A 25,307-nucleotide genomic window follows, 5' to 3' on the forward strand; every position below is an offset into this window, starting at 1 on the left:
TTCACCCCCCGAGAGTATTTCGGGCAGAATGAACAAGCAACGCGTCAGAAGAAGGCCTGAAGCCCGGTCTGCGCCCGGCCGAGGATCAGCGCATGGACGTCATGCGTACCCTCATAGGTGTTGACGGTTTCCAGGTTCACCATGTGGCGAATGACCTGGAATTCTTCGGAAATCCCGTTGCCGCCATGCATGTCGCGCGCGACGCGGGCGATATCCAGCGCCTTGCCGCAATTGTTGCGCTTGATCAGGCTGATCATCTCGGGCGCGCCCTGCGCCTCGTCCAGGAGACGCCCGACCTGAAGCGCCGCCTGCAGGCCCAGCGTGATCTCTGTCTGCATATCGGCGAGCTTCTTCTGGAACAGCTGCGTGCCCGCGATCGGCTTGTCGAACTGCTTGCGGTCGAGCCCGTATTGCCGCGCCGCGTGCCAGCAGAACTCGGCCGCGCCCATCACGCCCCAGGCAATGCCGTAGCGCGCACGGTTGAGACAGCCGAACGGCCCCTTGAGCCCCTCGACATGGGGCAGCAGCGCGTCTTCGCCGACCTCGACATTGTTCATCACGATCTCGCCGGTGGTCGAGGCGCGGAGGCTGAGCTTGCCTTCGATCACGGGCGCGCTGAGCCCTTCCATGCCTTTCTCCAGCACGAAGCCGCGAATCCGCCCGCCATGCGCCTCGGACTTGGCCCAGACGACGAAGACATCGGCAAAGGGCGCGTTCGAGATCCACATCTTCGAGCCGGTCAGGCGGTAGCCGCTGTCGGTCTTGACCGCGCGGGTCTTCATCCCCGCCGGGTCCGACCCGGCATCGGGCTCGGTCAGACCGAAACAGCCGATCAGCTGACCCGAGGCCAGCCCCGGCAGGTATTTCTGCCGCTGCTCTTCCGAGCCATAGGCGTAGATCGGATACATCACCAGCGAGCTTTGCACCGACATCATCGAGCGATAACCGCTATCGACGCGCTCGATCTCGCGCGCGACCAGGCCATAGGTCACGTAGCCTGCACCCAGCCCGCCATATTCCTCGGGCACGGTGACGCCCAGAAGCCCGGCCTCGCCCATCAGCGGGAACAGCGACGGGTCCGAGGTTTCCTCGCGGAAGGCCTTGATCACGCGCGGCTGCAGCACCGATTGCGCGAAATCGCGCGCGGCGTCGCGCAGCATCCGCTCGTCTTCGCTGAGCTGGGTGTCGAGACGCAGCGCGTCGTCCCATTGAAAGCGCGAAAGATCGGGAGCGTCCTTGGGTTTGAGCGTGGGGCGATCGGTCATGGGGGCCTCTCAGTTTCCGGGATGACCTGAATTACCATGAGACAGCGGCGCAAAAAACGGATAATTCGGCATAGAACCATGAGGGAACGGAATGCTACAACGCCGCCTTCTGCCGAATACGCCCGCGCTTCTGGCCTTCGACGCCGTGGCGCGGACCGGCAATTTCACCGCCGCCGCGCGCGATCTGGGCCAGACGCAGGGTGCGGTCTCGCGGCAGGTGGCGCAGCTTGAAGCGCAGCTGGGCGTCGCGCTGGTGACGCGAGGCGCGCGCGCGGCCCGGCTGACCGAACCGGGGCGCGCTTATGCCCGCGCCGTGCGCTCGGCGCTCGACACGCTGGGACAGGGCGCGATGGAGGCACTCGGACAGGCGCCCGAACCCGGCCTGCATCTGGCGATCCTGCCCACCTTCGGCACCCGCTGGCTGATGCCGCGTATCCCCCGCTTCGTGCGCCGCCATCCCGAGATCACGCTGCATGTTACCACCCGGATCGGCCAGTTCGACCTGGCCGGTGCCGGGATCGACGCGGCGATCCATTCGGGGCGCGGCGACTGGCCCGGCGCGCGGCTGACGCTCCTGATGGCCGAAACGGTGATCCCGGTCGCGGCCCCCGGCACGCCCGGCGTCGCCGGTCAGCCGCTTCTGGCGCTCGCCACCCGCCCGCAGGCCTGGCCCGACTGGTGGGCGCATAGCGGGCAGCGCGGCGCCCTGCCCGCGCCGTCGATGCGGCTTGAACAGGTGGCGACGCTGGCGCAGGCGGCAGCGGCAGGCATGGGGGTGGCGCTGATGCCCGCTTTCCTGATCCGGCCCGAACTGGACAGCGGCGCGCTGGTGCCGCTGGGCCCCGAGACCTCGACCGGCTTCGGCTATTGGTTCGTCGAACCCGATGCAGCACCCAAGCCCGCCACCGCGCGCTTCAAGGACTGGCTGCTGACCGAGACCGACCGCGACACGGTGGTCTAGCCCGGCCCGCCTCTTTCATTCTGCCACAAATACTCACTCGCGCCGGGGCACCAGAAGCGAGGCGTCGCCGTAGCTGAAGAAGCGGTAACCAGAGGCCACGGCATGGGCATAGATCGCGTCGATCCGCTCCTTGCCCATCAGGGCCGAAACCAGCATCAGCAGCGTCGATTTCGGCAGGTGGAAATTGGTCATCAAGGCATCGGCCGCGTGGAACTCGAAGCCGGGATAGATGAAGATGTCGGTCTCGCCGCGCCAGGGCTCGACGCGGCCCGAGCGGGCCGCGCTTTCAATCAGGCGCAGCGCCGTGGTGCCGACCGGGATCACCCGACCGCCCGCGGCCTTGGTGGCATTGATCGCGTCGGCGGCGTCCGGCGTGACCTCGCCCCATTCGGCATGCATCCGGTGGGTTTTCACATCCTCCACCTTCACCGGCAGGAAGGTTCCCGCGCCGACATGCAGCGTCACCTCGGTGAACGCGACACCGCGCGCCTTCAGCGCATCGAGAAGGGCCGCGTCGAAATGCAGGCTCGCGGTCGGCGCCGCCACCGCGCCGCGCAGGCGCGCGAAAACGGTCTGGTAATCCTCGGCATCCTGCGCGTCGGCGGGGCGGCGGCTTTCGATATAGGGGGGCAGTGGCATACGTCCCGCCGCGTCGAGCGCGGCATCGAAATCAGGCCCTTTCAGGTCGAAATCCAGAACGGCCTCGGTCTCGTCGCGCGCGCTGACGGTGGCGGTCAGGCCCGCGCCGAAATCCACGCGGTCGCCCGGCGCCAGCTTGCGCAGGGGCCGCGCCAGCACCCGCCAGCCGCCCGAGGGGTCGGGGTTCAGAAGCGTGGCCTCGATCCGCGCGACGCCCGAGCCGTCTTTCGTCGCCCGGCTCCGCGTGCCGAACAGCCGCGCGGGGATCACGCGGGTATTGTTCAGAACCAGCCGGTCACCCGGCTGCAGGATCTGGGTCAGGTCCCGGACATGCCGGTCGGCGATCGTGTCGCCCTCGGCCAGGAGCAGCCGCGCCGCCGGGCGCGGTTTCACGGGCCGGGTGGCAATCAGCTCTTCGGGCAGGTCGAAGTCGAAATCGCTCAGTTTCACGCGGTCTCTCCGCAAATTTCCGCCTGCCGCCCTTTAACGCTGCCGCAGTTTGACTACAACTTAGGTGACGACGAAGGAGTCTCCCATGGACATCGACGACCAAGCCCCCGATTTCACCGCTCCCACACAGGATGGGGGCACCATCACCCTCTCCGAGTTCCGCGGTCAGCCCGTGGTGCTGTATTTCTATCCCAAGGCCGATACCCCGGGCTGCACCCAGGAAGCCAAGGATTTCACCGAGCTGGGCCACGATTTCGAAAAGCTCGGCGCCAAGGTGATCGGCGTCAGCAAGGACGCGCCCGCGAAGCTGGAAAAGTTCGGGCTGAAATACGATCTGGGCGTCACGCTGGTGTCGGATGCCGAGGGCGATATCTGCGAGCGTTACGGTGTCTGGGGTGAAAAGAAGATGTACGGCAAGACCTTCATGGGCATCACCCGCGCCACCTTCCTGATCGACGGCCAGGGCAATATCGCCCGCATCTGGCCCAAGGTCAGCGTCAAGGGCCATGCCGAAGAGGTGCTTGCCGCCGTGCACGAGATGCAGCGGATCGAGTGAAGCCCCCGCCGCGCCCTGCCCTTGCCTGCCCGCGCGCGGCATTATATCAGACCAAGACCTTCCCGGGGGCCATCGCGGCCCCCTCGCCTTTGGCGATCTTCCTTTCTTGCTGACACAGGTGACCTGAATGCGCGCAGAAACCCAGAACAGCGTCGAAGCGATCAAGAAATCGCTGGCCCTGCTCGCACAGCGCATGGATCGCGAAACCGCCGCCCACCGGCTGGAAGAATTCGACGCGATGATCGAGGATCCCAACCTGTGGAACGATCCCGCGCGCGCGCAGAAGCTGATGCGCGAGCGTCAGCAGCTGATGGACGCGATGGGTACCTATGACGCGATCAGCCGCGATCTGAGCGACAATGTCGAACTGATCGAACTGGGCGAGATGGAAGACGATGCCGAGGTCGTCACCGAAGCCGAGCAGGCCATCGCCGCGCTCAAGGAGAAGGCGGCGGCGAAAGAGCTCGAGGCGCTTCTGGACGGCGAGGCCGACGGCAACGATACGTTCCTGGAAATCAACGCCGGTGCCGGCGGGACCGAAGCCTGCGACTGGGCGTCGATGCTGCAGCGGATGTATGTCCGCTGGGCCGAGAAGGCCGGCTACAAGGTCGAGCTGCAATCGGAAGAAGGCGGCGCCGAGGCGGGGATCAAATCCTGCGCCTACAAGATCAGCGGCCCCAATGCCTATGGCTGGCTGAAATCGGAATCGGGCGTGCATCGGCTGGTGCGCATCTCGCCCTTCGGCAAGGGCACGCGCGAGACGTCCTTTGCCTCGGTCTGGGTCTACCCGGTGGTCGACGACAATATCGATATCGAGGTCAATCCCGCCGATATCCGCATCGACACCTACCGCTCATCCGGGGCCGGTGGTCAGCACGTCAACACGACCGACTCGGCGGTGCGGATCACCCACCACCCGACCGGGATCGTCGTCACGTCGTCGGAAAAGTCCCAGCACCAGAACCGCGATATTGCCATGAAAGCGCTGAAATCGCGGCTTTATCAGATGGAACTGGACAAGCGGAACGCCGCCATCAACGAGGCGCATGAAAACAAGGGCAGCGCGGGCTGGGGCAACCAGATCCGCAGCTATGTCCTGCAGCCCTACCAGATGGTCAAGGACCTGCGCACGCAGTACGAAACCTCCGACACGCAAGGCGTGCTGGACGGCGATCTGGACGGCTTCATGGCCGCCACGCTGGCCATGCAGGTTTCCGGCAAAAGCCGGGCGGACGCGCAGGGCGAGGACTGATCCTCAGACCGCGCCGCCCTGCCCGATCCCGGAGCCGATCACAGCTTGATGCCGGGCAGGTAGCGGCCAAGGCGGCTGAAATCGCGCGGCGCCTGCGCGCGGTTGCGGCGTTCCTTGACGGCCATCGAGGCTTCGATACGCGAGATTGCCATCAGGTCGTCATAGATATCCAGGGCGGGACGGGTCGTCGGGTTGCGGCTCATGGATCGATCTCCGAATGTCTGCGCCCGTTTTCGGGCGGTGTTACAGTAAGAACGAGCGAACCCTGCCAAAGGTTCAAATTTTCCCGACACAAAAGGGAAATATTGTTTCATCCCCGGCGATATGGGCGCCATCGGCTTGCGTCGAACAACCAGAGGGCGCATGGCGGCCCTCCGCTCGCGCGTTGACGCAGGGCGTCAACTCTGCGTGTGAGCCTCTATCCAGACGGGTTTTGCCTTGCCATGATGGGTCAAACCCCGCTTCTTGAAATCGGAGGATCCCATGTCCCGACGTCTTGCGCGTCTTCTGTCGCCTCTTGCTCTTGCCGCCACCGTCACCGTCGCCGGGTCGGGCGCCGCCTTCGCCGAAGGCCCGCCGGGCTTTGCCATCAACGATCCGACCCGCTGTTTCGACCTCTATTGTGATCGCCCCTGCCCGCCCGGTCGCAATTGCGGCGATGTCCGCCCGCCGCAGCATCCGGGCTATCCCGTCCGCCCGGGCCATCCCGTCCATCCGTGGTGGCCGGGCTTCCGTCCGCCGGTGGGTCATCCCCCCGCCGCCTATGCCGATCCCCTGCCCGCGCATTGCGCGATGACGTATCGACAGGGTGACGGGCGCCGCGACGGTTACTGGGCCGCTTGCCTGAGCGATGCGGGGTTCCGCAATCTCCCGGGCCGCTGCCGCTACACCACCACGGCGGGCGATGCGCTTTACAACGCGCAATGCCTGCGCACGGCTGGCTACCGCTATTGACAGAACACCCGGCCTGTCGGGGCGATTGATCCGCCCCGACAAGCTGGGTAGCCTTTCCCGGCGCGAACGTGCCATGGGAGGCCACAACCTTGACCGAGATCCAACCCGACCTGCCACCGACGGGCCTTGCGTCACACCCTTCGATCATCCCTGAACCGCGCAGCATCACCCGGGCCGAGCTGGGGCAGGTGCTGGCCGCCGGCTGGCGTGATTTCACCCGCGCGCCGCTCTACGGCATCGCTTTCAGTGCGGTCTATGTGCTGGGCGGACTGATCATGTACGCGATCTTTTCCGCCGCTGCCGCCGAATACTGGTTCATCCCGATCGCCGTCGGTTTTCCCATCCTCGCGCCCTTCGCCGCGACCGGCCTTTACGAGGTGTCGCGCCGGCTCGAGACGGGCGAGGCGCTGACCCCGCGCGCGGTCTTCGCCATCGTCTTCGCACAGAAGGACCGGCAGGTGCCGTCGATGGCGATGTTCATCCTGCTTGTCTTCATGTTCTGGGTGTTCATCGCCCATACGATCTTCGCGCTGTTCTTCGGGCTGACCCCGATCACCGGGTCAACCCTGTCGATGCTGCTCAGCGCGAACGGGCTGATGATGCTGCTCGTGGGCTCGGCCATCGGCGGGATCATGGCTGCTCTGTTCTACGCGCTGACCGTGATCAGCCTGCCGCTGCTTCTGGACCGCGAGGTCGATTTCATCACCGCCATGATCACCAGCTTCGGTTGCGTGACCCGCAATCCGGCGGCGATGGTTGGCTGGGCCGCGCTGATCGCTCTGGCACTGTTCATCGGCATGCTGCCGCTGTTTCTGGGCCTCTTCGTCGTGCTGCCGGTCTTCGGCCACGCGACGTGGCACCTTTACCGCCGGCTCCTGCCCGCCGACTGAAGCTCCGGACGGACAACCCAAACGAAAACGGGGGGCCATGGCCCCCCGTCAGCATTCCGTTTGTCGCGTCTGGCGCTTACTTGCCGGCAGCCTTGCTGTCGACCGGCGCTTTGGGCGCGGACGAGCCCGAGGGCGCCGAGGCCGGACGCGCCGCTGCGGCGGCCGGTGCCGGGCTTTGCGCGGGACGCGGGGCCGAGGATTGCTGCGCGGGCTGGGCGTTGCCCGACCCGGCGCTCGGCGCGCTTTGCGACGCCTGGGCCAGCGGATCGTCCTGGCGCTGGACCGAGCCTTCGAAATGGGCGCCCGATTCGATGGCGATGGTCTTGTGGATGATGTCGCCTTCGACCCGCGCGGTCGAGGTCAGGCGCACTTTCAGCCCGCGCACGCGACCGATCACGCGGCCATTGATGACGATGTCATCGGCAACGATCTCGCCGCGGATCGTCGCGCTTTCGCCCACGGTCAGCAGATGCGCGCGGATATCGCCGTCCACGACACCCTCGATCACCACGTCGCCCGAAGTGCGCAGGTTGCCCGAGATCTGCAGATCGGCCGACAGCACCGAGGCCGCCGGCTTGCTTTTCGGAGCCCCGCCGGGCGCGGCAGCGCCGCCGAAGTCCATGTTGGGGCGCGGCGCGGAAGAGGATGGCGCGGGCGAAGACGATTCGGTCGGACGCGCGGCTTCAGGACGAGCGGCGGTCTCGTTGATCCTGCTCTTAGAAAACATTCTGTGCTGCCCTTATGTAGGTCATGGGATTGATGGGATCGCCGCCGACACGGATTTCGTAGTGCAGATGCGTCCCGGTGGAGCGGCCTGTCGAGCCCATACCACCGATCCGGTCCCCGCGCGAGACTCTTTGGCCCTCGCTCACGGCGATACTACTCATATGCGCGTACCGGGTTTCGAATCCGAAATCGTGCCGGATGGTCACCATGTTGCCGTAGCCGCTCTGACGGCCGGCGAAGGTGACGACGCCATCGGCGGTCGCGTGGATCGGCGTGCCGCGCGCGCCCCCCCAATCCTGCCCGGCATGCAGACGGCGTCCGCCGGTAATGGGGTCGGTCCGGCGCCCGAAAGGCGAGGTCAGCCGCGCACCCGTGACCGGCAGCGCGAAGGGCGTGCGGGCGAGAGCGATACGGTACATGTCGATTTCTTCCAGCGCCGCCAGAACCGAATTGGCGCGCACTTCGTCGCTGGCCGGATCCAGCGTGCCCGAGGTCGAGATCGAGATCGGCTGCAGCGAGGCGGATTGCGACTGATAGCCCGCGCGCACCTGCCGCAAGAGCGTCTCGCTCGACAGGCCGGCGGCGTTGAACATCCGCTCGATCGGCTGGATCGAGGCTTCGACCGCGTCCTCAAGCTGCGTGAAGATGCGGGTATTGCGGTCCTGGATCAGCCGGTATTCCAGCGCCAGATGCTCGGCCTCGCGCGTGGCGCCCTCGGCCACGGTGCGGATCATCTCGCGTTCGGCGGCGGTCCGGTCCAGCGCGGTCAGCACGAAGTCCAGGGTTTCCTGCACCTCGCCCAGATCCTCGTTGGCCTCGGCCAGCTGGGTGTTGGCGTCCAGAGCCTCCAGCTCGGCCAGCCGCGACAGGGCGTCGTCGCGCTCGTCCAGCGCGCCGCTCAGCGTCGCCTGCAGCGCGTCGATCCCGCGCGCGAGTTCCGCGTTGCGCTGCTCGCCTTCCATCAGCGTGGCCTGCATATGCGCCACGCGGTCCATCGCCTCGCCGAAACGGGCATGGGATTGCTGCGCTTCCGCCAGCGCCCGGTCGCGTTGCGCGGCCATATCGTTGAGACGGGTTTCGAAATAGGTCTGCTCGCGGCGCGTGTTCTCTCGCAGATCGTTCGAGCCGAGGATTTCGAAGAACAGGATCGAGGTCGCGACAAGGCTCCAGGCCATGTAGCCCACGGTGCCGGTCAGGATGACCGCCTGCGCTGCGGGTTTCAGGCGGACGAAGCGGGTGCTGGTCTCCGAGCGGAGAAACAAACGACGTTCGGGAAGATAGCGCTCAAGCGCGGCGTTCAGAGTATCGATCCAGGCCCCCACGGGTTCCCCTCACTTTATCCGGGCGATTCAACGCCTCTTCGACGCGTCAATGCGAAACCTTGGACTCTGTTAATCGCCAGACCTTAGTCGGGCAACCATTTTGCCCATGCCGAATCGCCCCCATAGGCGGGACTCGGCCCATTCGGCAAAAAACCGCCGATTTTGAATCACTTACGCGTTTGTGTCGAAACCCGCGGTGTTCTCGCGATGTTCTTCCGTCAGCGGCCAGTAGAAATCGGGCGGGATCCCGGCCTCGGCGCGCTTTTCCTCGTTGAAGGGCGGCTTCAGGGCGCCATGGAAATAGCGCTGGACCAGCCGGTGAAACGCGTCCTTCGGATCCTCGTCATGGCGTCCGCACAGGAAGTGAAACCATTTCGAGCCATAGGCGACATGCCCCACCTCTTCGGCATAGATCGTCTCGAGCGCCGCGACCGCATTTTCGATCCCGGCCTTGCGAAAAAGCTCGATCATGCCCGGCGTCACGTCGAGCCCCCGCGCTTCCAGCACCATCGGCACCACCGCCAGCCGGCCCAGGAAATCGTCTTTGGTGTCCAGCGCCGCGCGCCACATGAAGGCATGGGCGGGCAACGCGCCGTAGGACGAGCCCAGGCTTTCCAGGACATCGCAGACAAGGTTGAAATGCTTGGATTCTTCCGCCGCTGATTTCACCCAGTCGTCATAGAACCCGATGGGCATCCTGACATCGGTGAAGCGCGCGATGATGTCCCAGTGCAGGTCCACGGCGTTCAGCTCGATATGCGCGACCGCGTGCAACAGCGCGATCCGCCCGGCGGGCGAGCCGGGCCTGCGCCGGGGCATGTCGCGCGGGTTCAGAAGCTCGGGCTTGTCGGGCCGTGCGGGTGTATCGGGGGGCGCGCCCTGCCCGACCGGCATCGGATCGCCCGCCGCGCGCCTTTCGAACCACGCCTCGGCGCAACGTTTCGACAGCGCCGTCTTCGCCCGCCCGTCTGCCGTGTTCAGCACGGCAATGGCGCATTCGGCCAAGGTCTGTGGCAGGTCCGCAAGGTCTTGCGGGGGCAGATCCGTCATTCATCCTCCAGCGCGATCAGCGCGGCGCCGGCCTCGACCTGATCGCCCGCCTGCGCCAGAATCTCGGCCACTGTTCCGTCGCGCCCGGCACTCAGCGTGTGTTCCATCTTCATGGCTTCCAGAATCGCCAGACGCGCGCCCTTTTCCACCATATCGCCCGCCGAGACAAACACCGCCTTCACCAGCCCCGGCATCGGGGCCAGCACCACGCCCGCCCCGGCGCCCGCGACTTCGGCCACGCTCAGCGGATCGGGGATGGTGAAATGCAGCGTGCGCGCGCCGAACACGCTGACCGAGTCCCGACCCGTGCGCACCGCCTCGGGCGCCCGCGCGCCATTTATCCACCATGCCCCCGCGCGCCGTTCGGCCTGAAGCGTCTCGTCGCCCAGAGCCACCTGCCAGCCCGCGCCCGCCCGCGAAATCCGCACCGCGTAGCGATCGTCGCCCTGCACCACCTCAAGCGCCTGCGTCAGCGGCGCCCAGAGCGTGAAGCCAGCCAGGGCCTCGTCCCCCGGATCGAAGGCCGCCATAGCCGCGCTTGCCACCTGAAGGGATGTCACCGGCTCCGTTGCGGTCAGCGCGTCGATATCGCGCGCGATCAGGCCGGTATCGACCTCGCCCGCGCGGAAGCCGGTGTGCCGGGTCAGCGCACCCAGGAATTCCAGATTGGTCACCGAACCGGCCACCTGCGTTCCCGCCAGCGCCGCGCCCAGCCGTGCCAGCGCCACGGCGCGGGTCGGGCCGTGGGTGATGACCTTGGCGATCATCGGGTCGTACCACGGGCTGATCGTGTCGCCCTCGCGCACCCCGGAATCGATGCGCGCGCCCTCGGGGAAAGCCAGCCGCGACAGCGTACCGGTCGCGGGCAGGAAGCCTGCGGGCACGTCCTCGGCATAGAGCCGGGCCTCAAACGCGTGGCCCGAGATCGTCAGGTCTTCCTGTGCGCAGGGCAGGCTTTCGCCCGCTGCCACGCGCAATTGCCATTCCACCAGATCGACGCCCGTGATCGCCTCGGTCACCGGATGTTCGACCTGCAGGCGGGTGTTCATTTCCATGAACCAGAAGCCATCGGGCCGCAGCCCCTGCGAGCCATCGACGATGAACTCGACCGTGCCCGCGCCCTTGTAGCCGATGGCCTCGGCGGCGCGCACGGCGGCCTGCCCCATCGCTGCGCGCATCTCGTCCGTCATGCCGGGCGCGGGCGCTTCTTCGATCACCTTCTGATGCCGGCGCTGCAGCGAACAGTCGCGCTCGAACAAATGCACGGCCTTCGTGCCGTCGCCGAAGACCTGCACTTCAATATGGCGCGGCTGTTCGATGTATTTCTCGATCAGCACCGCCGAATTGCCGAACGCCGTCGATGCCTCGCCCTGGGCCGAGGCCAGCGCATCCGCGAAGTCGCGCGCGTGTTCGACCAGCCGCATCCCCTTGCCGCCGCCGCCCGCCACGGCCTTGATCAGCACCGGATAGCCGATCGCGTCGGCCTGCGCCTGCAGATGCGCGGGGTCCTGATTGTCGCCCATGTAGCCGGGCACGATGGGCACGCCCGCCTTTTCCATCAGCGCCTTGGCCGCGTCTTTCAGCCCCATCGCCCGGATCGCCTTGGCCGAGGGGCCGATGAAGACCAGCCCCGCCGCCTCGACCGCGTCGACGAAATCCGGGTTCTCGGACAGGAAGCCATAGCCCGGATGGATCGCCTGCGCGCCTGTGGCAAGCGCGGCCTCGATGATTGCATCGCCGCGCAGATAGCTGTCCGCCGGGCGCGCGCCGCCCAGATGCACCGCGCGGTCAGCCATGGCGACATGCGCGGCTTTTGCATCGGCATCGGAATAGACGGCGACGCAGCGCAGCCCCATCGACTGCGCGGTCTTGATTACGCGGCAGGCGATTTCGCCACGATTGGCAATCAGGATCGTGTCAAACATCACTCTCTCCGGTCAGACAGGAAAAACCGGCGCGCGAAACGCGGCCGGCTGGACGAAAGGGCAAGCGCCCGCGACCCGACGCGCGGGGCAGGCGTTCAGAAAGAACAGGGAAGCAGACCGCGCCTAGGCGCAGAGATGGGCGGGTACCGGCGTAATCACCCGATGCACGGGGCGGTCGTCGAGATAGATCACCGTCAGCCGTGCACGCGGTTCGGTTACGAAGCGCACCTGCGACGCCTGCCACAGACGCGCCCGCAGCGCGACCCGGGCGCGCAGGCCCCACCAGGCTTCGGCGAGGCAGGACGCCCCCATCAGCGGCGGCGATGACAGGCCCATCACGTCGTGCGGCTGCGTGCCGGTGCCCGGGCAGGACAGCTGCACCGTGTCGCCATCCACCACATGCACCAGCGTGCATCCCTCGGCCTCGCGCGAGGCGCCGGCGAAGGCCGCGGCGACCGGTACGACCATGAGCACCAGAAGAACCGCCGCGATCCGGCGCACAAGCGTCTCCTTGCGCCGCCGTTTCTTGCGGAACTCGCGCGTCATGCTGCGGCGCAGGCCGGACAGATCCGCCTGCGACGGCGAGGGTCGCAGCGAGGAAGACCGGCGAGAGGAGGCGGGTGCGTACATGAGTAACACACTCGCCCCAGATCAAGGCATCAATACGGCGAAACACGCCCGTTTCCGTGCCGAAAGCCTTGTTTTGCTGGGCTTGAGGCACTGGACAAGTCCCCGGGCGCGCCCTGCCCGCCGCGCCCGCCGACATGGATCGACCCCACGCTCGCGACGTGACGCTAAGCCCGGAAAGCCCGGCAACCGGCGCGTGTACCATCCGCCCAGGTGATTCGTTCTCGACGGAGGCGACCATCCTCGCGCCCCTCACATCCGGAACACGCCGAACCGCGTGTCCTCGATGGGGGCGTTCAGTGCGGCCGACAACGACAGCGCCAGAACCTGCCGGGTCTTGCGCGGATCGACGATCCCGTCGTCCCACAACCGGGCCGAGGCATAGAGCGGATGCGACTGGCGTTCGAACATCTCGATCGTGGGGCGCTTGAACTCGGCCTCGTCCTCGGCCGACCAGGTGCCGCCCGCGCGCTCGATCCCGTCGCGCTTGACGGTCGCCAGAACGCCCGCCGCCTGCGCCCCCCCCATGACCGAGATCCGGCTGTTGGGCCAGGTCCACAGGAAGCGCGGCTGATAGGCCCGGCCCGCCATGCCGTAATTCCCCGCCCCGAACGAGCCGCCCACCAGCATCGTGATCTTCGGCACCGAGGTCGTCGCCACCGCCGTCACCATCTTGGCGCCGTGGCGCGCGATGCCTTCGTTTTCGTATTTCCGCCCGACCATGAAACCGGTGATATTCTGCAGGAAAACCAAGGGGATCTTGCGCTGCGAGCAGAGTTCGACGAAATGCGCGCCCTTGATCGCGGCTTCCGAGAACAGCACGCCGTTATTGGCGACGATGCCGACCGGATAGCCCATCACATGCGCGAACCCCGTGACCAGCGTTTCGCCGAAGCGCGGCTTGAACTCGTCGAAATAGGACCCGTCCACCACCCGCGCGATCACCTCGCGGATGTCATAGGGCGTGCGCAGGTCGGCGGGCACGGCGCCGAGGATCTCATCGGGGTCATAGGCCGGATCTTCGGGCGTCTGCATCAGCACGCTGTCGGGCTTGCGGCGGTTGAGCTGCGCCACCGCGCGCCGAGCCAGCGCCAGCGCATGGGCGTCGTCCTCAGCCAGATAATCCGCGACGCCCGACAGCCGCGTATGCACCTCGCCCCCGCCCAGATCCTCGGCACTGACCACCTCGCCGGTTGCGGCCTTGACCAGCGGCGGCCCGGCCAGAAAGATCGTGCCCTGATCGCGCACGATGATCGTCACGTCCGACATCGCGGGCACATAGGCGCCCCCGGCGGTACACGACCCCATCACCACGGCGATCTGCGGGATGCCGCGCGCCGACATGTTGGCCTGATTGTAGAAGATGCGCCCGAAATGATCGCGGTCGGGGAAAACTTCGTCCTGGTTGGGCAGGTTGGCGCCGCCCGAATCGACCAGATAGATACAGGGCAGGTTGTTTTCCGCCGCGATCTCCTGCGCGCGCAGGTGTTTTTTCACTGTCATCGGGTAATAGGTGCCGCCCTTCACGGTGGCGTCGTTGCACACGACCATGACCTCCTGCCCGTGGACCCGACCGATCCCCGCGATCGCCCCCGCACCGGGGGCCGCGCCGTCATACATCCCGTGCGCCGCAACCGCGCCCACTTCCAGAAAGGGCGAACCGGGATCGAGCAGGTTCGCCACGCGCTCGCGCGGGGGCATCTTGCCGCGCGCCACATGCCGCGCCCGCGCCTTCTCGCCGCCCCCCTCGGCCGCCAGAGCGGCTGCCCGCGCCACCTGTTCCAGCGCGTCGAGATGCGCGGCACGGTTGGTTCTGAACGCGTCCGAGCCGGTGAGGATTTGGGATCTCAGTTTCATGCGTCGCCCTCCAGCGCCCGTCGTTTCAGTTCCTTGCGGATGATCTTACCCGTGACGGTCATCGGCAGCGCCGTCTCGAAGCGCACCTCGCGCGGGACCAGATGCGCCGACAGATGCGCGCGGACATGATCGCGCAACGCTTCTCCGTCGGCCTCGGCCCCGTCCCTGAGCACCACATGCGCCCGCACCCGCTCGGTCCGCTCGGCATCAGGAACCCCGATCACCGCCGCCGCGGCGACGGCGGTATGGCGCAGCAGGCAATCCTCGATCTCGGCAGGGCCGATCCGGTAGCCGGCTGAGGTGATGACGTCATCCTCGCGCCCGACGAAGCGCAGATAGCCTGCCTCCCAGGCCCCCCGGTCGCCGGTCAGCATCCAGTCGCCGCGGAACTTCTCGGCCGTGGCCTCGGCGCGGTTCCAGTAGCCCAGAAACATCGAGGCCGCGCCCCGCCGGATCGCGATATCCCCCTCGCCCCGGTCGATGGGCCCGTCGGGGCCCAACACCGCCAGCTCGACCCCCGGCACCGGTTTGCCGATGCAGCCCGGCCGCGGCGCGAACAGGGAGGCCGCCGAGGACGCCACCATGTTGCATTCGGTCTGGCCGTAGAATTCGTTGATGGTCAGCCCGAAGGCTTTCTTGCCCCAGTCGAGCATCTCGGCCCCCAGGGGCTCGCCCCCCGATGCGACCGAGCGCAGGCCGGGCAGCGCCATGCCCGACGCCTTGAGCATGCGCAAAGCGGTCGGCGGGAAGAACACGTTGCGCACCGTGCCCGCGCGGATCACGTCGCGCGCGGCTTCGGGCGTGAACCGGGGCAATCGTGCCGCGACCACCGGCACCCCCAGCGCCAGCCCCGGCATCAGCACGTCGAACAGGCCGCCGATCCACGCCCAGTCGGCGGGCGTCCACAGCACGTCACCGGGCTGACCCAGCCGGTCATGGCTGATCTCGACGCCGGGCAGATGGCCGGTCAGCACGCGGTGGCCATGCAGCGCCCCCTTGGGCGCGCCCGTTGTGCCCGAGGTATAGATCAACACCGCCGGATCCTCGGGGCCGGTCTGCGCTACGGGATGGCGCCCGGCCACACTGACCGGCATGTCCGACAGGTGCAGGACCGGCACGCCCAGCCCGTTCAGCAAGGGCCCACCTTCGTCATCGGTGACGACCAAAGCCGCGCCCGCATCCTCAATCCGCACGGCCAGCGCATCGTGGCGAAACAGCGTGAACAACGGCACCGAGATCGCGCCGATCCGCCAGCAGGCGATATGGACCGCCGCGGTCCAGGGCGACTGGCTGAGCAGCACACCCACCCGGTCACCCTGCCCCACGCCATGCGCATGAAGCGCGGCCTCGGCGCGCAGCGACAGCGTCTGCAAGTCGCCGTAGCTGACATCGCGCCGCGCGCCGTGGGTCAGGTCGATGATCGCCAGCCGCTCGGGGTCGCGCTCGACCCAGTCGTCGCAGACCTGCGCGGCCATGTTCAGGCGCGCAGGCAGCCGCCAGCGGAAATCGCGGCGCAGGGCGTCGTAGCCTCCGTTGGCGGCCAGCACGGGGCGGGTCATCGGTCGCCGAAGCCCCCGGCATAGGCGCGCAGATCCAGCGTGCGCTCGGCGGTCATGTCCAGAAGACAGGACGCCCCCGCCGTCATCCGCATCGAACCCGAGCCCCAGCGCGCATATTCCATCGCGCAATTGGCGTCGCGGAACGCGATCCACGCGCGCTGCGCCTCCAGAAGCGTCTGCGCGGCGTTCTGGAATTCGGGCCGGCCTTCGGCGGCATCGCCCTGACGGGCGCTTTCGCGCGCGCGTTGGTACTCGGCATTCAGCAGCGCGTCCCAGGCGTCGGCTTCGGCCTGAGCGCATTGCATCATCCCCACCGTGGTCTGCCCGTCGGGCGCGCCCTCGATGCAGGCTTGCGTGCCGATGCCGATACAGGCGCGCGCATCCTCGCGCGATGCTGCACTGACGACGCAATCCGGGACACGGCCCATGAAACCGTCATAGGGCGCCTCGGCCAGCGCGGGACCACCCAGGACGAGGGCAACAAGCGCCCCCAGGATCGGGCAGAGGGGGATTGATCGGGTCATCGGCATCGCTCCTTCATGTCGGGCAAGCGGGCGGCTTAGATCGCCGCCATCAACTCGCGCCCGACCAGCATACGCCGGATTTCGCTGGTGCCGGCGCCGATCTCCATCAACTTTGCGTCGCGGAACAGCCGCGAGACCGCCGAGTCGTTCATGAAGCCCGCCCCGCCCATGGCCTGAACCGCCTGATGCGCCTGAACCATCGCCTGTTCACTGGCGTAGAGGCAGCAGGCGGCGGCATCGGCGCGCGTCACCTCGCCCCTGTCACAGGCCTTGGCGACCTCGTAGACATAGGCGCGGGCCGAGTTCATAGCCGTGTACATGTCGGCGATCTTGGCCTGCATGAGCTGGAAATTCCCGATGGGCTGGCCGAATTGCTTGCGCTCTTTCATGTAGGGCATCACCTCGTCGAGGCAGGCGGCGATGATCCCCGGCCCGATGGCCGCCAGCACCACGCGCTCGTAATCGAGGCCCGACATCAGGACGCGCACGCCCTTGCCCTCTTCACCGAGGATGTTCTCGTAGGGGACTTCGACATTCTCGAAGACCAGCTCGGCGGTGTTGGATCCGCGCATCCCCATCTTGTCGAAATGCACCGAGGTCGAGAAACCCGCCATGCTCTTTTCGATCAGGAACGCCGTGATGCCTTTCGAGCCCGCCTGCGGGTCGGTCTTGGCATAGACCACCAGCGTATCGGCATCGGGGCCGTTGGTGATCCAATACTTGGTGCCGTTGAGGATGAAGCGGTCATTCTTCTTCTCGGCCCTGAGCGTCATCGACACCACGTCCGACCCCGCGCCCGCTTCGGACATCGCCAGCGCACCGATGGCCTGACCGCTGACCAGACCGGGCAGGTATTTCGCCTTCTGCTCGGGGTTGCCGTTCAGCTTGATCTGGTTGACGCACAGGTTCGAATGCGCGCCATAGGACAGGCTGACCGAGGCCGAGGCGCGCGCGATCTCCTCCACCGCGACGGCATGGGCCAGATAGCCCATCCCCGCCCCGCCGTATTCTTCGGGTACGGTGATCCCCAGCAAGCCCAGCTCGCCCATTTCGGGCCACAGTTCGTTGGGGAACGCGTTGGTGCGGTCAATCTCGGCCGCCATCGGCTTCACGCGGTCCTGCGCCCAGCGATGGACCGTGTCGCGCAGTGCGTTCACGTCCTCGCCCAGATCGAACGTCATGGATGCGGCAAACATGCCCTCTTCCTCCCGAATTGAACACTCGTTCAATAAACCCGGACAGAGGGATTCGGTCAAATGAAAAACCGTGTCTGCGCGTCGTGACGCTGCGGCTGACGCTATTCCTGCTGCCACGGACGGTGCTGCGCCCGCCCCCGGCCCTTGCGACCCTCGACCGGGTTGTCGTCAAGCCAGGCGCGTTCGGCCTGCCGCTCGGCCCGGCGCTGCGCCGCGTTCTCGGTGCCCCAGTGGCGCGGCCGGGTGTGCAGGCCGTCGGGTTGGCTGGCCGCATCCTCCGGCGCCTCGGCCAGCGCCTGCCGGCCGGCGCGACGGACCTGCCGGTTCGCCACGGCCTTGATGCGCGGCGCATGTCGGCGCGCGGCCTTGTCCGACGAATTCGCGGCGATCTTGCGCTGGCGTTTGCGGCCGCGGGCCTTCTCTGCGGCGGGATCTCGGGGTTCGTCTCTCATGCGGCCATGGCGCCACGGGCGGCGCCCTGCCTCAAGCCAAAACCGCGTTACCGGAAGACCAGAAGCGCGGTGAAGCCCAGAAGAACGGCCATGATCCGCAGGAAGACCTTCCACGCGCGCGGCGCGGCCAGAAGCGCGGTCAGCAGGGTGCCGGCGGCGGTCCAGAACAGGCAGACGATCAGGTTGAGCGAGGAAAACGCCGTAGCCAGCCGCGCCGCTTCGAACCATGCAGCCTGCCCCGCGCCATAGCCCGCCGAAGCGGCAAAGGCCACGGCCCAGACCTTGGGATTGATCCACTGGAACAGCACCGCCCCCCTGAAGCTGAGCGGCTTCGCGTCGGGGCCGTCCGCCGCGCGGGGCCGGCCCGAGGCTTTCCACAAGCCCCAGGCCATCCACAGGATGAAGCCCCCGGCACCCAGACGCAGGATCAGGTTCAGAAGCGACGAGGCCTGCACCGCCGCGCCAACCCCCATAGCGGTGACACCGGCGGTGATGCCCACCCCCACCACGACGCCGAACAGATGCGGCAAGGTGCGCCAGAAGCCGAAGCGCGCGCCCGAGGCGGTGAGCATGATCACGTTGGGCCCGGGCGTGAACAGGCCCAGGAAGACGAAGCCGTAAAGCAGCGGATCGAAATACAGATGCAGCATGGCGCAGTCCCCGAACGAGAACGGGCGGCGGTAGTCCCGCCGCCCGCCCGGTTGACCCGGTCCGCCGGTTCTAGCCGCCCAGAGCGAAGCTTGGCAACCACAGAACCAGCGCGGGGAAGAACACGCACAATGTCAGCCCCAGCACCTGCAGTAGAACGAAGGGGATGATGCCCGCATAGATCTGCTGGATCTTCACCTCGGGCGGCGCCACGCCCTTGAGATAGAACAGCGCAAAGCCGAAGGGCGGTGTCAGGAAGCTGGTCTGCAGGTTCACCGCCACCAGTATCAGGAACCAGATCACGATCGGCGTCGTCACCCCGTCCCATTCGCCGACATGGCCGCCGAAATCCAGAAGCCCCACGATCGGTGCGAAGATCGGCAGCACGATCAGGGTGATCTCGATCCAGTCGAAGAAGAACCCCAGCGCGAAGACCATCGCCATCAGCACGAACAGGATGGACCACGGACCCGCCGACGAGCTTTCGATGAACTCGATGATCAGCTCTTCGCCGCCGATCGACTTGAACACGAAGCTGAACGCCGTGGCGCCGACGAAGATGCCGAACAGCATCGCGCCGGTCAGCGCCGAGCGCACGCAGACATCCATCAGTGTCGACCAGTTGAGGCGGCGGTTGAACGCGGCCAGCACGACCGAGCCCGCCGCGCCCACGCCCGACGCCTCGGTCGGGGTGGCGATGCCCGCGAAGATCGAGCCCAGCACCGCCACGATCAGCAGGATCGGCGGCAGGAACGAGCGGAAGATCATCCGCCAGAACTCGGCCCGCGTCGAGGGGCCGATATCCTCGGCCATGGGCGGCGCCAGATGCGGTTTCCAGCGGCACAGGAAGAAGATGTAGAACGTGTAGAGCAGCGCCAGCAGCAGCCCCGGCACGATGGCGGCGATGAACACCGTCCCCACCGGCACCGACAGCAGGTCCGACATGATCACCAGCATGATCGAGGGCGGGATCAGGATGCCCAGCGTGCCCGAGGCGGCAATCGTGCCTGTGGCCAGCGGGATCGAGTAATTCGCCTTCATCATCACGGGCAGCGCCATCAGCGTCATCATGACGACCGACGCGCCGATGATCCCCGTGGTCGCGGCCATGATCGTGCCCATCAGCGTGACCGACAGCGCAAGCCCCCCCGGCACCCGGCGCAGCAGCACCTGCAACGCTTCCAGCAGGTCCGAGGCGACGCCCGATTTCTCCAGCATCGTCCCCATGAAGGTGAACATCGGAATCGCCACCAGCACGAGCGAGGCCATCGTCCCGCCATAGATCCGAAGCGGAACCAGCTGGATCTGGTCCAGACGGAACACGCCCGCCCAGTCGCCCAGAACCGCGAACAGAAGCGCCACGCCGCCCAGGATGAACGCCACGGGGTAGCCGGTAAACAACAGCACCGCCAGAACCGCGAACATGAGCAGCGGCATGTAGTGAATGAGAATATCCATGCTCAGTTTTCCGATCAGGCCTCGGCCGTCTGGCCGTTGGTTTCAGTGTCGCCCGCATATTGCCCGGCCTGTGGTCGCAGCCTCAGCGGCCCGAACAGGTAGACCACGCATTTGAACGCCGCCGACAGCGCGGCCAGCGCCACGAAGACGAAGCCCGCGGGCAGCATGCCCTTGACGATGAAGCGATGTGGCAGGCCGGTCAGCGCGTCAGATCCTTCGCCGATATTGTAGGCCCGCATCGCGTTCTCGACGCCGTATTCCATGACCACGTAGCAATAGGGCACCATGAACAGGATCGCGCCCAGAAGCTCGATCCACGCCCGCGTGCGCGGTTTCAGCGCATCGCGCACCAGCTCGATGCGGACATGCGCGTCGCGCACATATCCGAAACCCAGCGCGAACAGGAACAGCGCCGCGTGCAGGTGCCATTCCATCTCTTGCAGCCGGGTCGAGGTGAACATCCGGTACCAGTCGGTCTGCGTGAAATCCGGGCTCCAGCCCAGGTATTTCCGCTGCGCGACGTCATAGAGGATGATGATCATCATCGGGATGAACAGCAGCGCCGCGGTCTTGCCGACCATGGTGCAGGCCCGCGCCAGCTGCTCCGAGGCGTCGATCAGGTATTGTGCCCAGCCCTCGCGCGCGCCGCGCAGCGCCAGGAAGGCGATGACGGCAAAGAAGATCGTCACGGCGATCAGGAGCGGCACGGCGTAATCGACCAGCGGCGCGAAGAAATCCAGCGTGCGCTGAGCCTCTTCCCAGCCATCGCGCTCGTTGCGGACGATGCGTTCCAGCGCGCGGATATCCGAGCGCTGCAGGGCCAGCGGCGTCGCCACCATGACCGAGGCCCAGCCCAGAAGCGTCGCGGCCGAGAACCAGCCCGGCTGCGCGCGCAACAGCCACGCGCCCAGATGCGACACAAGGATGACCCCCAGCGCGTAGAACACCCAAAGCGAGGTTGGATCGACCACGACGATGACGGCCGAAGCCGCGATGGTGATGATCGACAAAAGCGTACCCATGACGGTGCGGCCTCTCGATATTTGGAAGGAAGGTGCCAGGAAAGGGGCATCCCGCGCGCGGGATGCCCCCCTGGTTTCAGGAGGTCACGCGATCAGTCCAGATAGCCGATCTCGCGCCACCGGGCATAGTTCTGCCGGAAGGTGGTGTAGCTTTCATAGACGCGGGCGAAGTCCTCGTCCTCGGCCACCAGCTCGGCGGCAACCTCGTCCCAGGCGGCTTCCAGCGCGGCCAGATCCTCGTCCGACCACTGGCGGATATTCACGCCATGCTCTTCTTCCAGCTCACGCAGCGCATCGAATTGCAGCGCCTCGCCCTCGGCCAGACCATAGGCGATATTGGCGTCACAGACGGTCTCGATGGCGAATTGCGTGTCCTCGTCCAGCTCTTCCCACAGATCGAGGTTGATCATCAGGTCGAAGAAGGTCGATTGCTGGTGCCAGCCGGGGAAGTAGTAATAGCTCGCAACCTGATAGAAGCCGAGATTGAGGTCGATGGCGGGCATCGAGAACTCGGTCGCGTCGATCGTGCCCAGCTCCAGCGCCGGGAAGATGTCGCCGCCGGCCAGAAGCTGGGTCGACACGCCCATCCGCTCCATGACCTTGGCGCCCAGACCGAAGAAGCGCATCGACAGGCCGCGCAGGTCCTCGACCGACGTGATCTCGTTGCGGAACCAGCCCGAGGCTTCGGGCGCGATCACCGCGCAGATGATCGACTTGATGTTGTGAGGCTCGTAAAGCTCGTCGAGGAATTCCTCGCCGCCGCCGAATTTCAGCCAGGCCAGGTATTCGCCCGCCTGCGGCCCGAACGGCACCGCGGCCAGAAGCTGCAGCGCGGGAACGCGGCCCGCCCAGTAACCCGGCGTGGACCATCCGGCCTCGACCGCGCCCGACCCCACGGCGTCGAACACTTCCAGCGCCGGAACGACACCGCCGGGGTTCTGGAACGTCACCTCGATCTCGCCGCCGGTGATGCGGGTGATCTGGTCGGCAATGCGTTGGCCCAGCGTGCCAAGCTGCGGCAGCGAGCCCGGATAGGTCGATTGCAGGTTCCAGCTTTGCTGCGCCTGCGCGCCGCCCGCGAACATGCCAGCGACCAGCGCCGTGGTGGTCAGAATTTTTTTCATGTCTTTCTCCCTGTTGGCGGAAATCCCGTGGGAAACTCCCCTCTCCCCCGGCCGCCTGTTCTTCACTCGAACCATGACGAAGCCCCGGACCGCCCGGAAACCTGCACGCGCTGCGCCCGGCTTCCGGCCGAAGATTCTTCGCCACTGCCTCAAGAGGTAAAATAATCTTACCAATCTGTCCAAGAAAAACTCCGGCTGACCGGATTTTTCAAAACCGTTTCACGGGATTGGTCAGGGATTGCGCGGATCGAGTCTCACCCGGATCCCGTCACGGGCGCGGACGGTCAGTTGCGCCACCGGCACCGGCTCGGGCCCCGGCGCGCGGGTGATCCGGAACGCCCGCGCGATCAGCGCCAGCAGCAAGGGCCCCTCGATCATCGCGAAGCCCGCGCCCGGACAGACGCGCGGCCCGGCCGAGAACGGAATGAACCCGTCGCGCGCCGCCGCGCGACCTTCCGCGCCCTGCCAGCGCGCGGGACAGAAGGCATCGGGCGCGTCCCAGATGGCGCGGTGGCGCCCCAGATGCCAGGGCGAGATCACCACCTGCGACCCCGCCCCGACCCGCCGGTTCCTGAACGTGACCGGGCAGCGCGCCTCGCGCACCATCATCGGCACCGGCGGATAGAGCCGCAACGCCTCGCGGAACACGTCGCGCGCCAGTTTCAGCCGGCTCACCGCGCCGAAATCCGGCGCCCCGCCCAGGACCTCTGCCGCCTCGGTCGCAAGCGTCTCCTGCAGTACGGGATCGAGCGCCAAGAGGTACAACGCCCAGCTCAGAACCGAGGCCGAGGTCTCGTGCCCGGCCAGGAAGAACACCGCCACCTGATCGATCATCTCATCGTCGTCGAAACGCCGGCCGTCCACGGGATCGGCCATGGTCATGATCTTGGTCGCCAGATCGTCGGGCGCGCGGCCTTGGGCGATGGCGATCCTGCGCGCCTCGACCAGCTGGCGGATCAGCGCGCGGATGCGCCGCGCCGCGCGCAAGGTCGCCCGACGGTGAAAGCGCGGCACCCAGCGTGGCAGGGGCAGGAAGGCCGCAAGGTTCAAGAGCGGCTGCGTGCGCTGGTAGTCGCGAAACGCCGCATAGACTCCGCCCGCGACCGCATCCTCGATCGGAACCGAGAACAGCGTCCGGAAGATCACATCCGCCGTCGCGTGGCTCATCTCGGCGTCGATATCGACCGGCCCGCGCGTCGCCAATCCCGCAAGCCGCGAGACCGAAGCCTCGCCCGCCGCCAGCATCGCCGGGAACGTCCCGCGCAGCCGCCCGCCCTCGAAAGCCGGGTCGATGATCCGCCGCTGCCGCTGCCAGAGCGCGCCGTTGCTCAGGAAAACCCCCTGCCCCAGAAGCGGCTCCAGCCCCGCCGCCATGCGCGGCGATTTCGGAAAATCGGCGGGCTCCTCGGTCAGCACCCGCCGCCAGAGCGCGGGCTCGTTCGTCAGGAAAGTATGCAGGAAAGGCAGCCGGAACTCGGCCATCTTCGCGCTGTACAGGCGCTCGGGATTGGCGCTCAGAATGTCGCGCCGGAAGGCGCGCACATAGCGCCAGAAGGCAAACCGCCCCGCACGCGAGGCGGGTCTCGGCGGAATGATCGCGCTCACGCCCGGCTCCGATGCGGCGAATAGACCCGCCGCTCGACCTGCGGCGAGGCCATGCGCCCCCGGTAGCGATCAGCCAGCAGCACCGGGCCGGCGGTGATCTGGAAATAATCGTAGTCGCGCGGACGCTCGAAACAGGCGAGATACTGGATATGCAGCCGGAAGAACTGCCGCCGGATCTGGCGCCATTTCTCGGGCGATACGGTCTCGGAAAACGCGGCGCTGAAGACCAGCGGATTGACCGGCGCCTCGGGCGCCACGCCGCAGACGGCGGGCGGATCGGTCAGCCAGAAACACACCCCGTCGCCCTTCGCGGTGACATCGACCCAGGCCACGGCCTCGCTTTGCGCCAGCTGGTTCAGATCGGCACGCAGCCGCGTCGCCTCGGGCAGGAAAGCCTGCATCGGGATCGCCTGTCCCAGCGTCAGAAGCGCCAGCCGCGCGCCATCCGCGGGCAGACCGCGCCGCTCGACCGCCGCCGCCAGCGTCACCGCCAGCGCCGCGCCCGAGGAATGGCCGACGATCAGCACCTCGTCGTTGCCCTCGCTCAGGGCCGCGTGAACGGCATCGGCAAAGCCGTCCAGCCGCGCCGCAAGGTCGGTGCCATAGTCGCCGCGATGCGCCGCGACCTGGGCGAAATCGTAAAGCATGTAATAGGCGAAGAACTTGGTATCGAGCCGGCGAAACCCGGTCAGGATCGCCGCCATGGCGCCCGCGCCAAGGACCAGCCCCGCCAGATGTCCCGCCCATCCCCCGATCAGCGCATGAGCGCCCCACCAGACGGCGCAAAGACCCAGCAGCGCCACCAGCATCTGCAGGCTCAACATCCCCACCGGCCAGGCGCCCGTCAGCATCGGGCCCGGACGCAGGCGGATCATCGCCCCCAGCGCGCCGGTGGAAAAGAAGATCCAGAGCGTGCGCAGCATCAGCAGATAGGTCGCCAGGATCCCGCGCCGCATCGACGCCTGCACGAGGTCCGACCAGACCAGCACCTCGACCCGCGCCTCGCTGTCCTGCCCGTCGATCACGGTTTCGACGCGCCAGACATAGTGCCCGCCGCCGGTCTCGGCCTGCATGGCAAAATCGTAGCCGGAAATCGCCGCCTGCGCCGCGCCCTCCTTGCGGTAGAATTCGCGGTAGCGGCGGGGCGGGAACGGGTCGTAGCCCGGGACGTAGAACACCCGCCGCCTGCGCACCCTCGCCTGCCCGTCACCCATGCCACCCTCACGCGTTTTCAACAGGCTACGC

At 67.0% G+C, this 25,307-nt stretch carries 24 protein-coding genes; 5 read left to right on the forward strand and 19 right to left on the reverse strand.

The window, feature by feature from the left end:
- Positions 1-44: 44 nt before the first annotated feature.
- Positions 45-1,265: an acyl-CoA dehydrogenase gene (locus tag C4N9_RS05355; protein ID WP_109532277.1), complete on the reverse strand. Its 1,221-nt coding sequence runs from the start codon at positions 1,263-1,265 to the stop codon at positions 45-47.
- A 91-nt stretch (positions 1,266-1,356) separates the two neighbouring features.
- On the opposite strand from C4N9_RS05355, the gene C4N9_RS05360 reads away from it, so the two are divergent.
- Complete coding sequence (locus C4N9_RS05360) at positions 1,357-2,226, forward strand: LysR family transcriptional regulator (protein WP_109532278.1); 870 nt, start codon at positions 1,357-1,359, stop codon at positions 2,224-2,226.
- Between the two features lie 33 nt (positions 2,227-2,259).
- On the opposite strand, the gene queA is transcribed toward C4N9_RS05360, so the two are convergent.
- A complete protein-coding gene (queA, locus tag C4N9_RS05365) occupies positions 2,260-3,315 on the reverse strand; it encodes a tRNA preQ1(34) S-adenosylmethionine ribosyltransferase-isomerase QueA (protein ID WP_109532279.1) in 1,056 nt (351 codons plus the stop codon).
- Between the two features lie 85 nt (positions 3,316-3,400).
- Between queA and bcp the strand changes: the two genes are divergently transcribed.
- Positions 3,401-3,871, forward strand: a complete 471-nt coding sequence (bcp, locus tag C4N9_RS05370) for a thioredoxin-dependent thiol peroxidase (protein ID WP_109532280.1) — start codon at positions 3,401-3,403, stop codon at positions 3,869-3,871.
- A gap of 127 nt (positions 3,872-3,998) precedes the next feature.
- Positions 3,999-5,123, forward strand: coding sequence for a peptide chain release factor 2 (gene prfB / locus C4N9_RS05375; RefSeq protein WP_109532281.1), 1,125 nt, complete (start codon positions 3,999-4,001; stop codon positions 5,121-5,123).
- Between the two features lie 38 nt (positions 5,124-5,161).
- Here the strand turns inward: prfB and C4N9_RS21805 are convergent, their stop codons facing one another.
- Entirely contained in the window at positions 5,162-5,326 is a 165-nt protein-coding gene (locus C4N9_RS21805) for a hypothetical protein (RefSeq protein ID WP_168192128.1), read from the reverse strand.
- 280 nt (positions 5,327-5,606) lie between these two features.
- On the opposite strand from C4N9_RS21805, the gene C4N9_RS05380 reads away from it, so the two are divergent.
- A complete protein-coding gene (locus C4N9_RS05380) occupies positions 5,607-6,077 on the forward strand; it encodes a hypothetical protein (RefSeq protein ID WP_109532282.1) in 471 nt (156 codons plus the stop codon).
- A gap of 89 nt (positions 6,078-6,166) precedes the next feature.
- Positions 6,167-6,967, forward strand: a complete 801-nt coding sequence (locus tag C4N9_RS05385; protein WP_109532283.1) for a DUF2189 domain-containing protein — start codon at positions 6,167-6,169, stop codon at positions 6,965-6,967.
- 76 nt (positions 6,968-7,043) lie between these two features.
- On the opposite strand, the gene C4N9_RS05390 is transcribed toward C4N9_RS05385, so the two are convergent.
- The 16 genes from C4N9_RS05390 to C4N9_RS05465 form a co-directional block, all read right to left on the reverse strand.
- A complete protein-coding gene (locus C4N9_RS05390; RefSeq protein WP_109532284.1) occupies positions 7,044-7,694 on the reverse strand; it encodes a bactofilin family protein in 651 nt (216 codons plus the stop codon).
- Positions 7,684-9,015 (reverse strand): DUF5930 domain-containing protein, encoded by a 1,332-nt coding sequence (locus tag C4N9_RS05395; protein ID WP_245902470.1) that lies wholly within the window; start codon positions 9,013-9,015, stop codon positions 7,684-7,686. The genes C4N9_RS05390 and C4N9_RS05395 overlap by 11 nt, the downstream gene beginning before the upstream one ends.
- Positions 9,016-9,186: 171 nt before the next feature.
- On the reverse strand, positions 9,187-10,065 hold the full coding sequence (locus C4N9_RS05400; protein WP_109532285.1) for a ferritin-like domain-containing protein: 879 nt from the start codon (positions 10,063-10,065) through the stop codon (positions 9,187-9,189).
- Complete coding sequence (locus C4N9_RS05405; protein ID WP_109532286.1) at positions 10,062-11,990, reverse strand: acetyl-CoA carboxylase biotin carboxylase subunit; 1,929 nt, start codon at positions 11,988-11,990, stop codon at positions 10,062-10,064. Before C4N9_RS05405 ends, C4N9_RS05400 begins: the two co-directional genes overlap by 4 nt.
- Positions 11,991-12,113: 123 nt before the next feature.
- Positions 12,114-12,536, reverse strand: a complete 423-nt coding sequence (locus C4N9_RS05410; RefSeq protein ID WP_109532287.1) for a hypothetical protein — start codon at positions 12,534-12,536, stop codon at positions 12,114-12,116.
- A 333-nt stretch (positions 12,537-12,869) separates the two neighbouring features.
- Positions 12,870-14,474, reverse strand: a complete 1,605-nt coding sequence (locus C4N9_RS05415; protein WP_109532288.1) for a carboxyl transferase domain-containing protein — start codon at positions 14,472-14,474, stop codon at positions 12,870-12,872.
- The gene (locus C4N9_RS05420) at positions 14,471-16,033 is read right to left on the reverse strand and encodes an AMP-binding protein (protein ID WP_109532289.1); all 1,563 of its coding nucleotides are present in this window, start codon (positions 16,031-16,033) and stop codon (positions 14,471-14,473) included. The genes C4N9_RS05415 and C4N9_RS05420 overlap by 4 nt, the downstream gene beginning before the upstream one ends.
- A complete protein-coding gene (locus C4N9_RS05425) occupies positions 16,030-16,557 on the reverse strand; it encodes a lysozyme inhibitor LprI family protein (protein ID WP_168192129.1) in 528 nt (175 codons plus the stop codon). The genes C4N9_RS05420 and C4N9_RS05425 overlap by 4 nt, the downstream gene beginning before the upstream one ends.
- 35 nt (positions 16,558-16,592) lie before the next feature.
- Positions 16,593-17,753 (reverse strand): isovaleryl-CoA dehydrogenase, encoded by a 1,161-nt coding sequence (locus C4N9_RS05430; RefSeq protein ID WP_109532291.1) that lies wholly within the window; start codon positions 17,751-17,753, stop codon positions 16,593-16,595.
- A gap of 101 nt (positions 17,754-17,854) precedes the next feature.
- Positions 17,855-18,205, reverse strand: a complete 351-nt coding sequence (locus C4N9_RS05435; protein ID WP_109532292.1) for a hypothetical protein — start codon at positions 18,203-18,205, stop codon at positions 17,855-17,857.
- A 47-nt stretch (positions 18,206-18,252) separates the two neighbouring features.
- Complete coding sequence (locus C4N9_RS05440; RefSeq protein ID WP_109532293.1) at positions 18,253-18,855, reverse strand: LysE family translocator; 603 nt, start codon at positions 18,853-18,855, stop codon at positions 18,253-18,255.
- Positions 18,856-18,925: 70 nt separating this feature from the next.
- Positions 18,926-20,311, reverse strand: a complete 1,386-nt coding sequence (locus C4N9_RS05445; RefSeq protein WP_109532294.1) for a TRAP transporter large permease — start codon at positions 20,309-20,311, stop codon at positions 18,926-18,928.
- 14 nt (positions 20,312-20,325) lie between these two features.
- Positions 20,326-21,333, reverse strand: coding sequence for a TRAP transporter small permease subunit (locus C4N9_RS22085; protein WP_210403985.1), 1,008 nt, complete (start codon positions 21,331-21,333; stop codon positions 20,326-20,328).
- Positions 21,334-21,425: 92 nt separating this feature from the next.
- Complete coding sequence (locus tag C4N9_RS05455; protein WP_109532295.1) at positions 21,426-22,457, reverse strand: TRAP transporter substrate-binding protein; 1,032 nt, start codon at positions 22,455-22,457, stop codon at positions 21,426-21,428.
- Between the two features lie 231 nt (positions 22,458-22,688).
- A complete protein-coding gene (locus tag C4N9_RS05460; RefSeq protein WP_109532554.1) occupies positions 22,689-24,053 on the reverse strand; it encodes a cytochrome P450 in 1,365 nt (454 codons plus the stop codon).
- 5 nt (positions 24,054-24,058) lie between these two features.
- The gene (locus tag C4N9_RS05465) at positions 24,059-25,276 is read right to left on the reverse strand and encodes a lipase family protein (RefSeq protein WP_109532296.1); all 1,218 of its coding nucleotides are present in this window, start codon (positions 25,274-25,276) and stop codon (positions 24,059-24,061) included.
- Between the last annotated feature and the right edge of the window lie 31 nt (positions 25,277-25,307).

The organism is Pararhodobacter marinus (assembly GCF_003122215.1).
GTDB classification, from domain to species: Bacteria; Pseudomonadota; Alphaproteobacteria; order Rhodobacterales; family Rhodobacteraceae; genus Pararhodobacter; species Pararhodobacter marinus.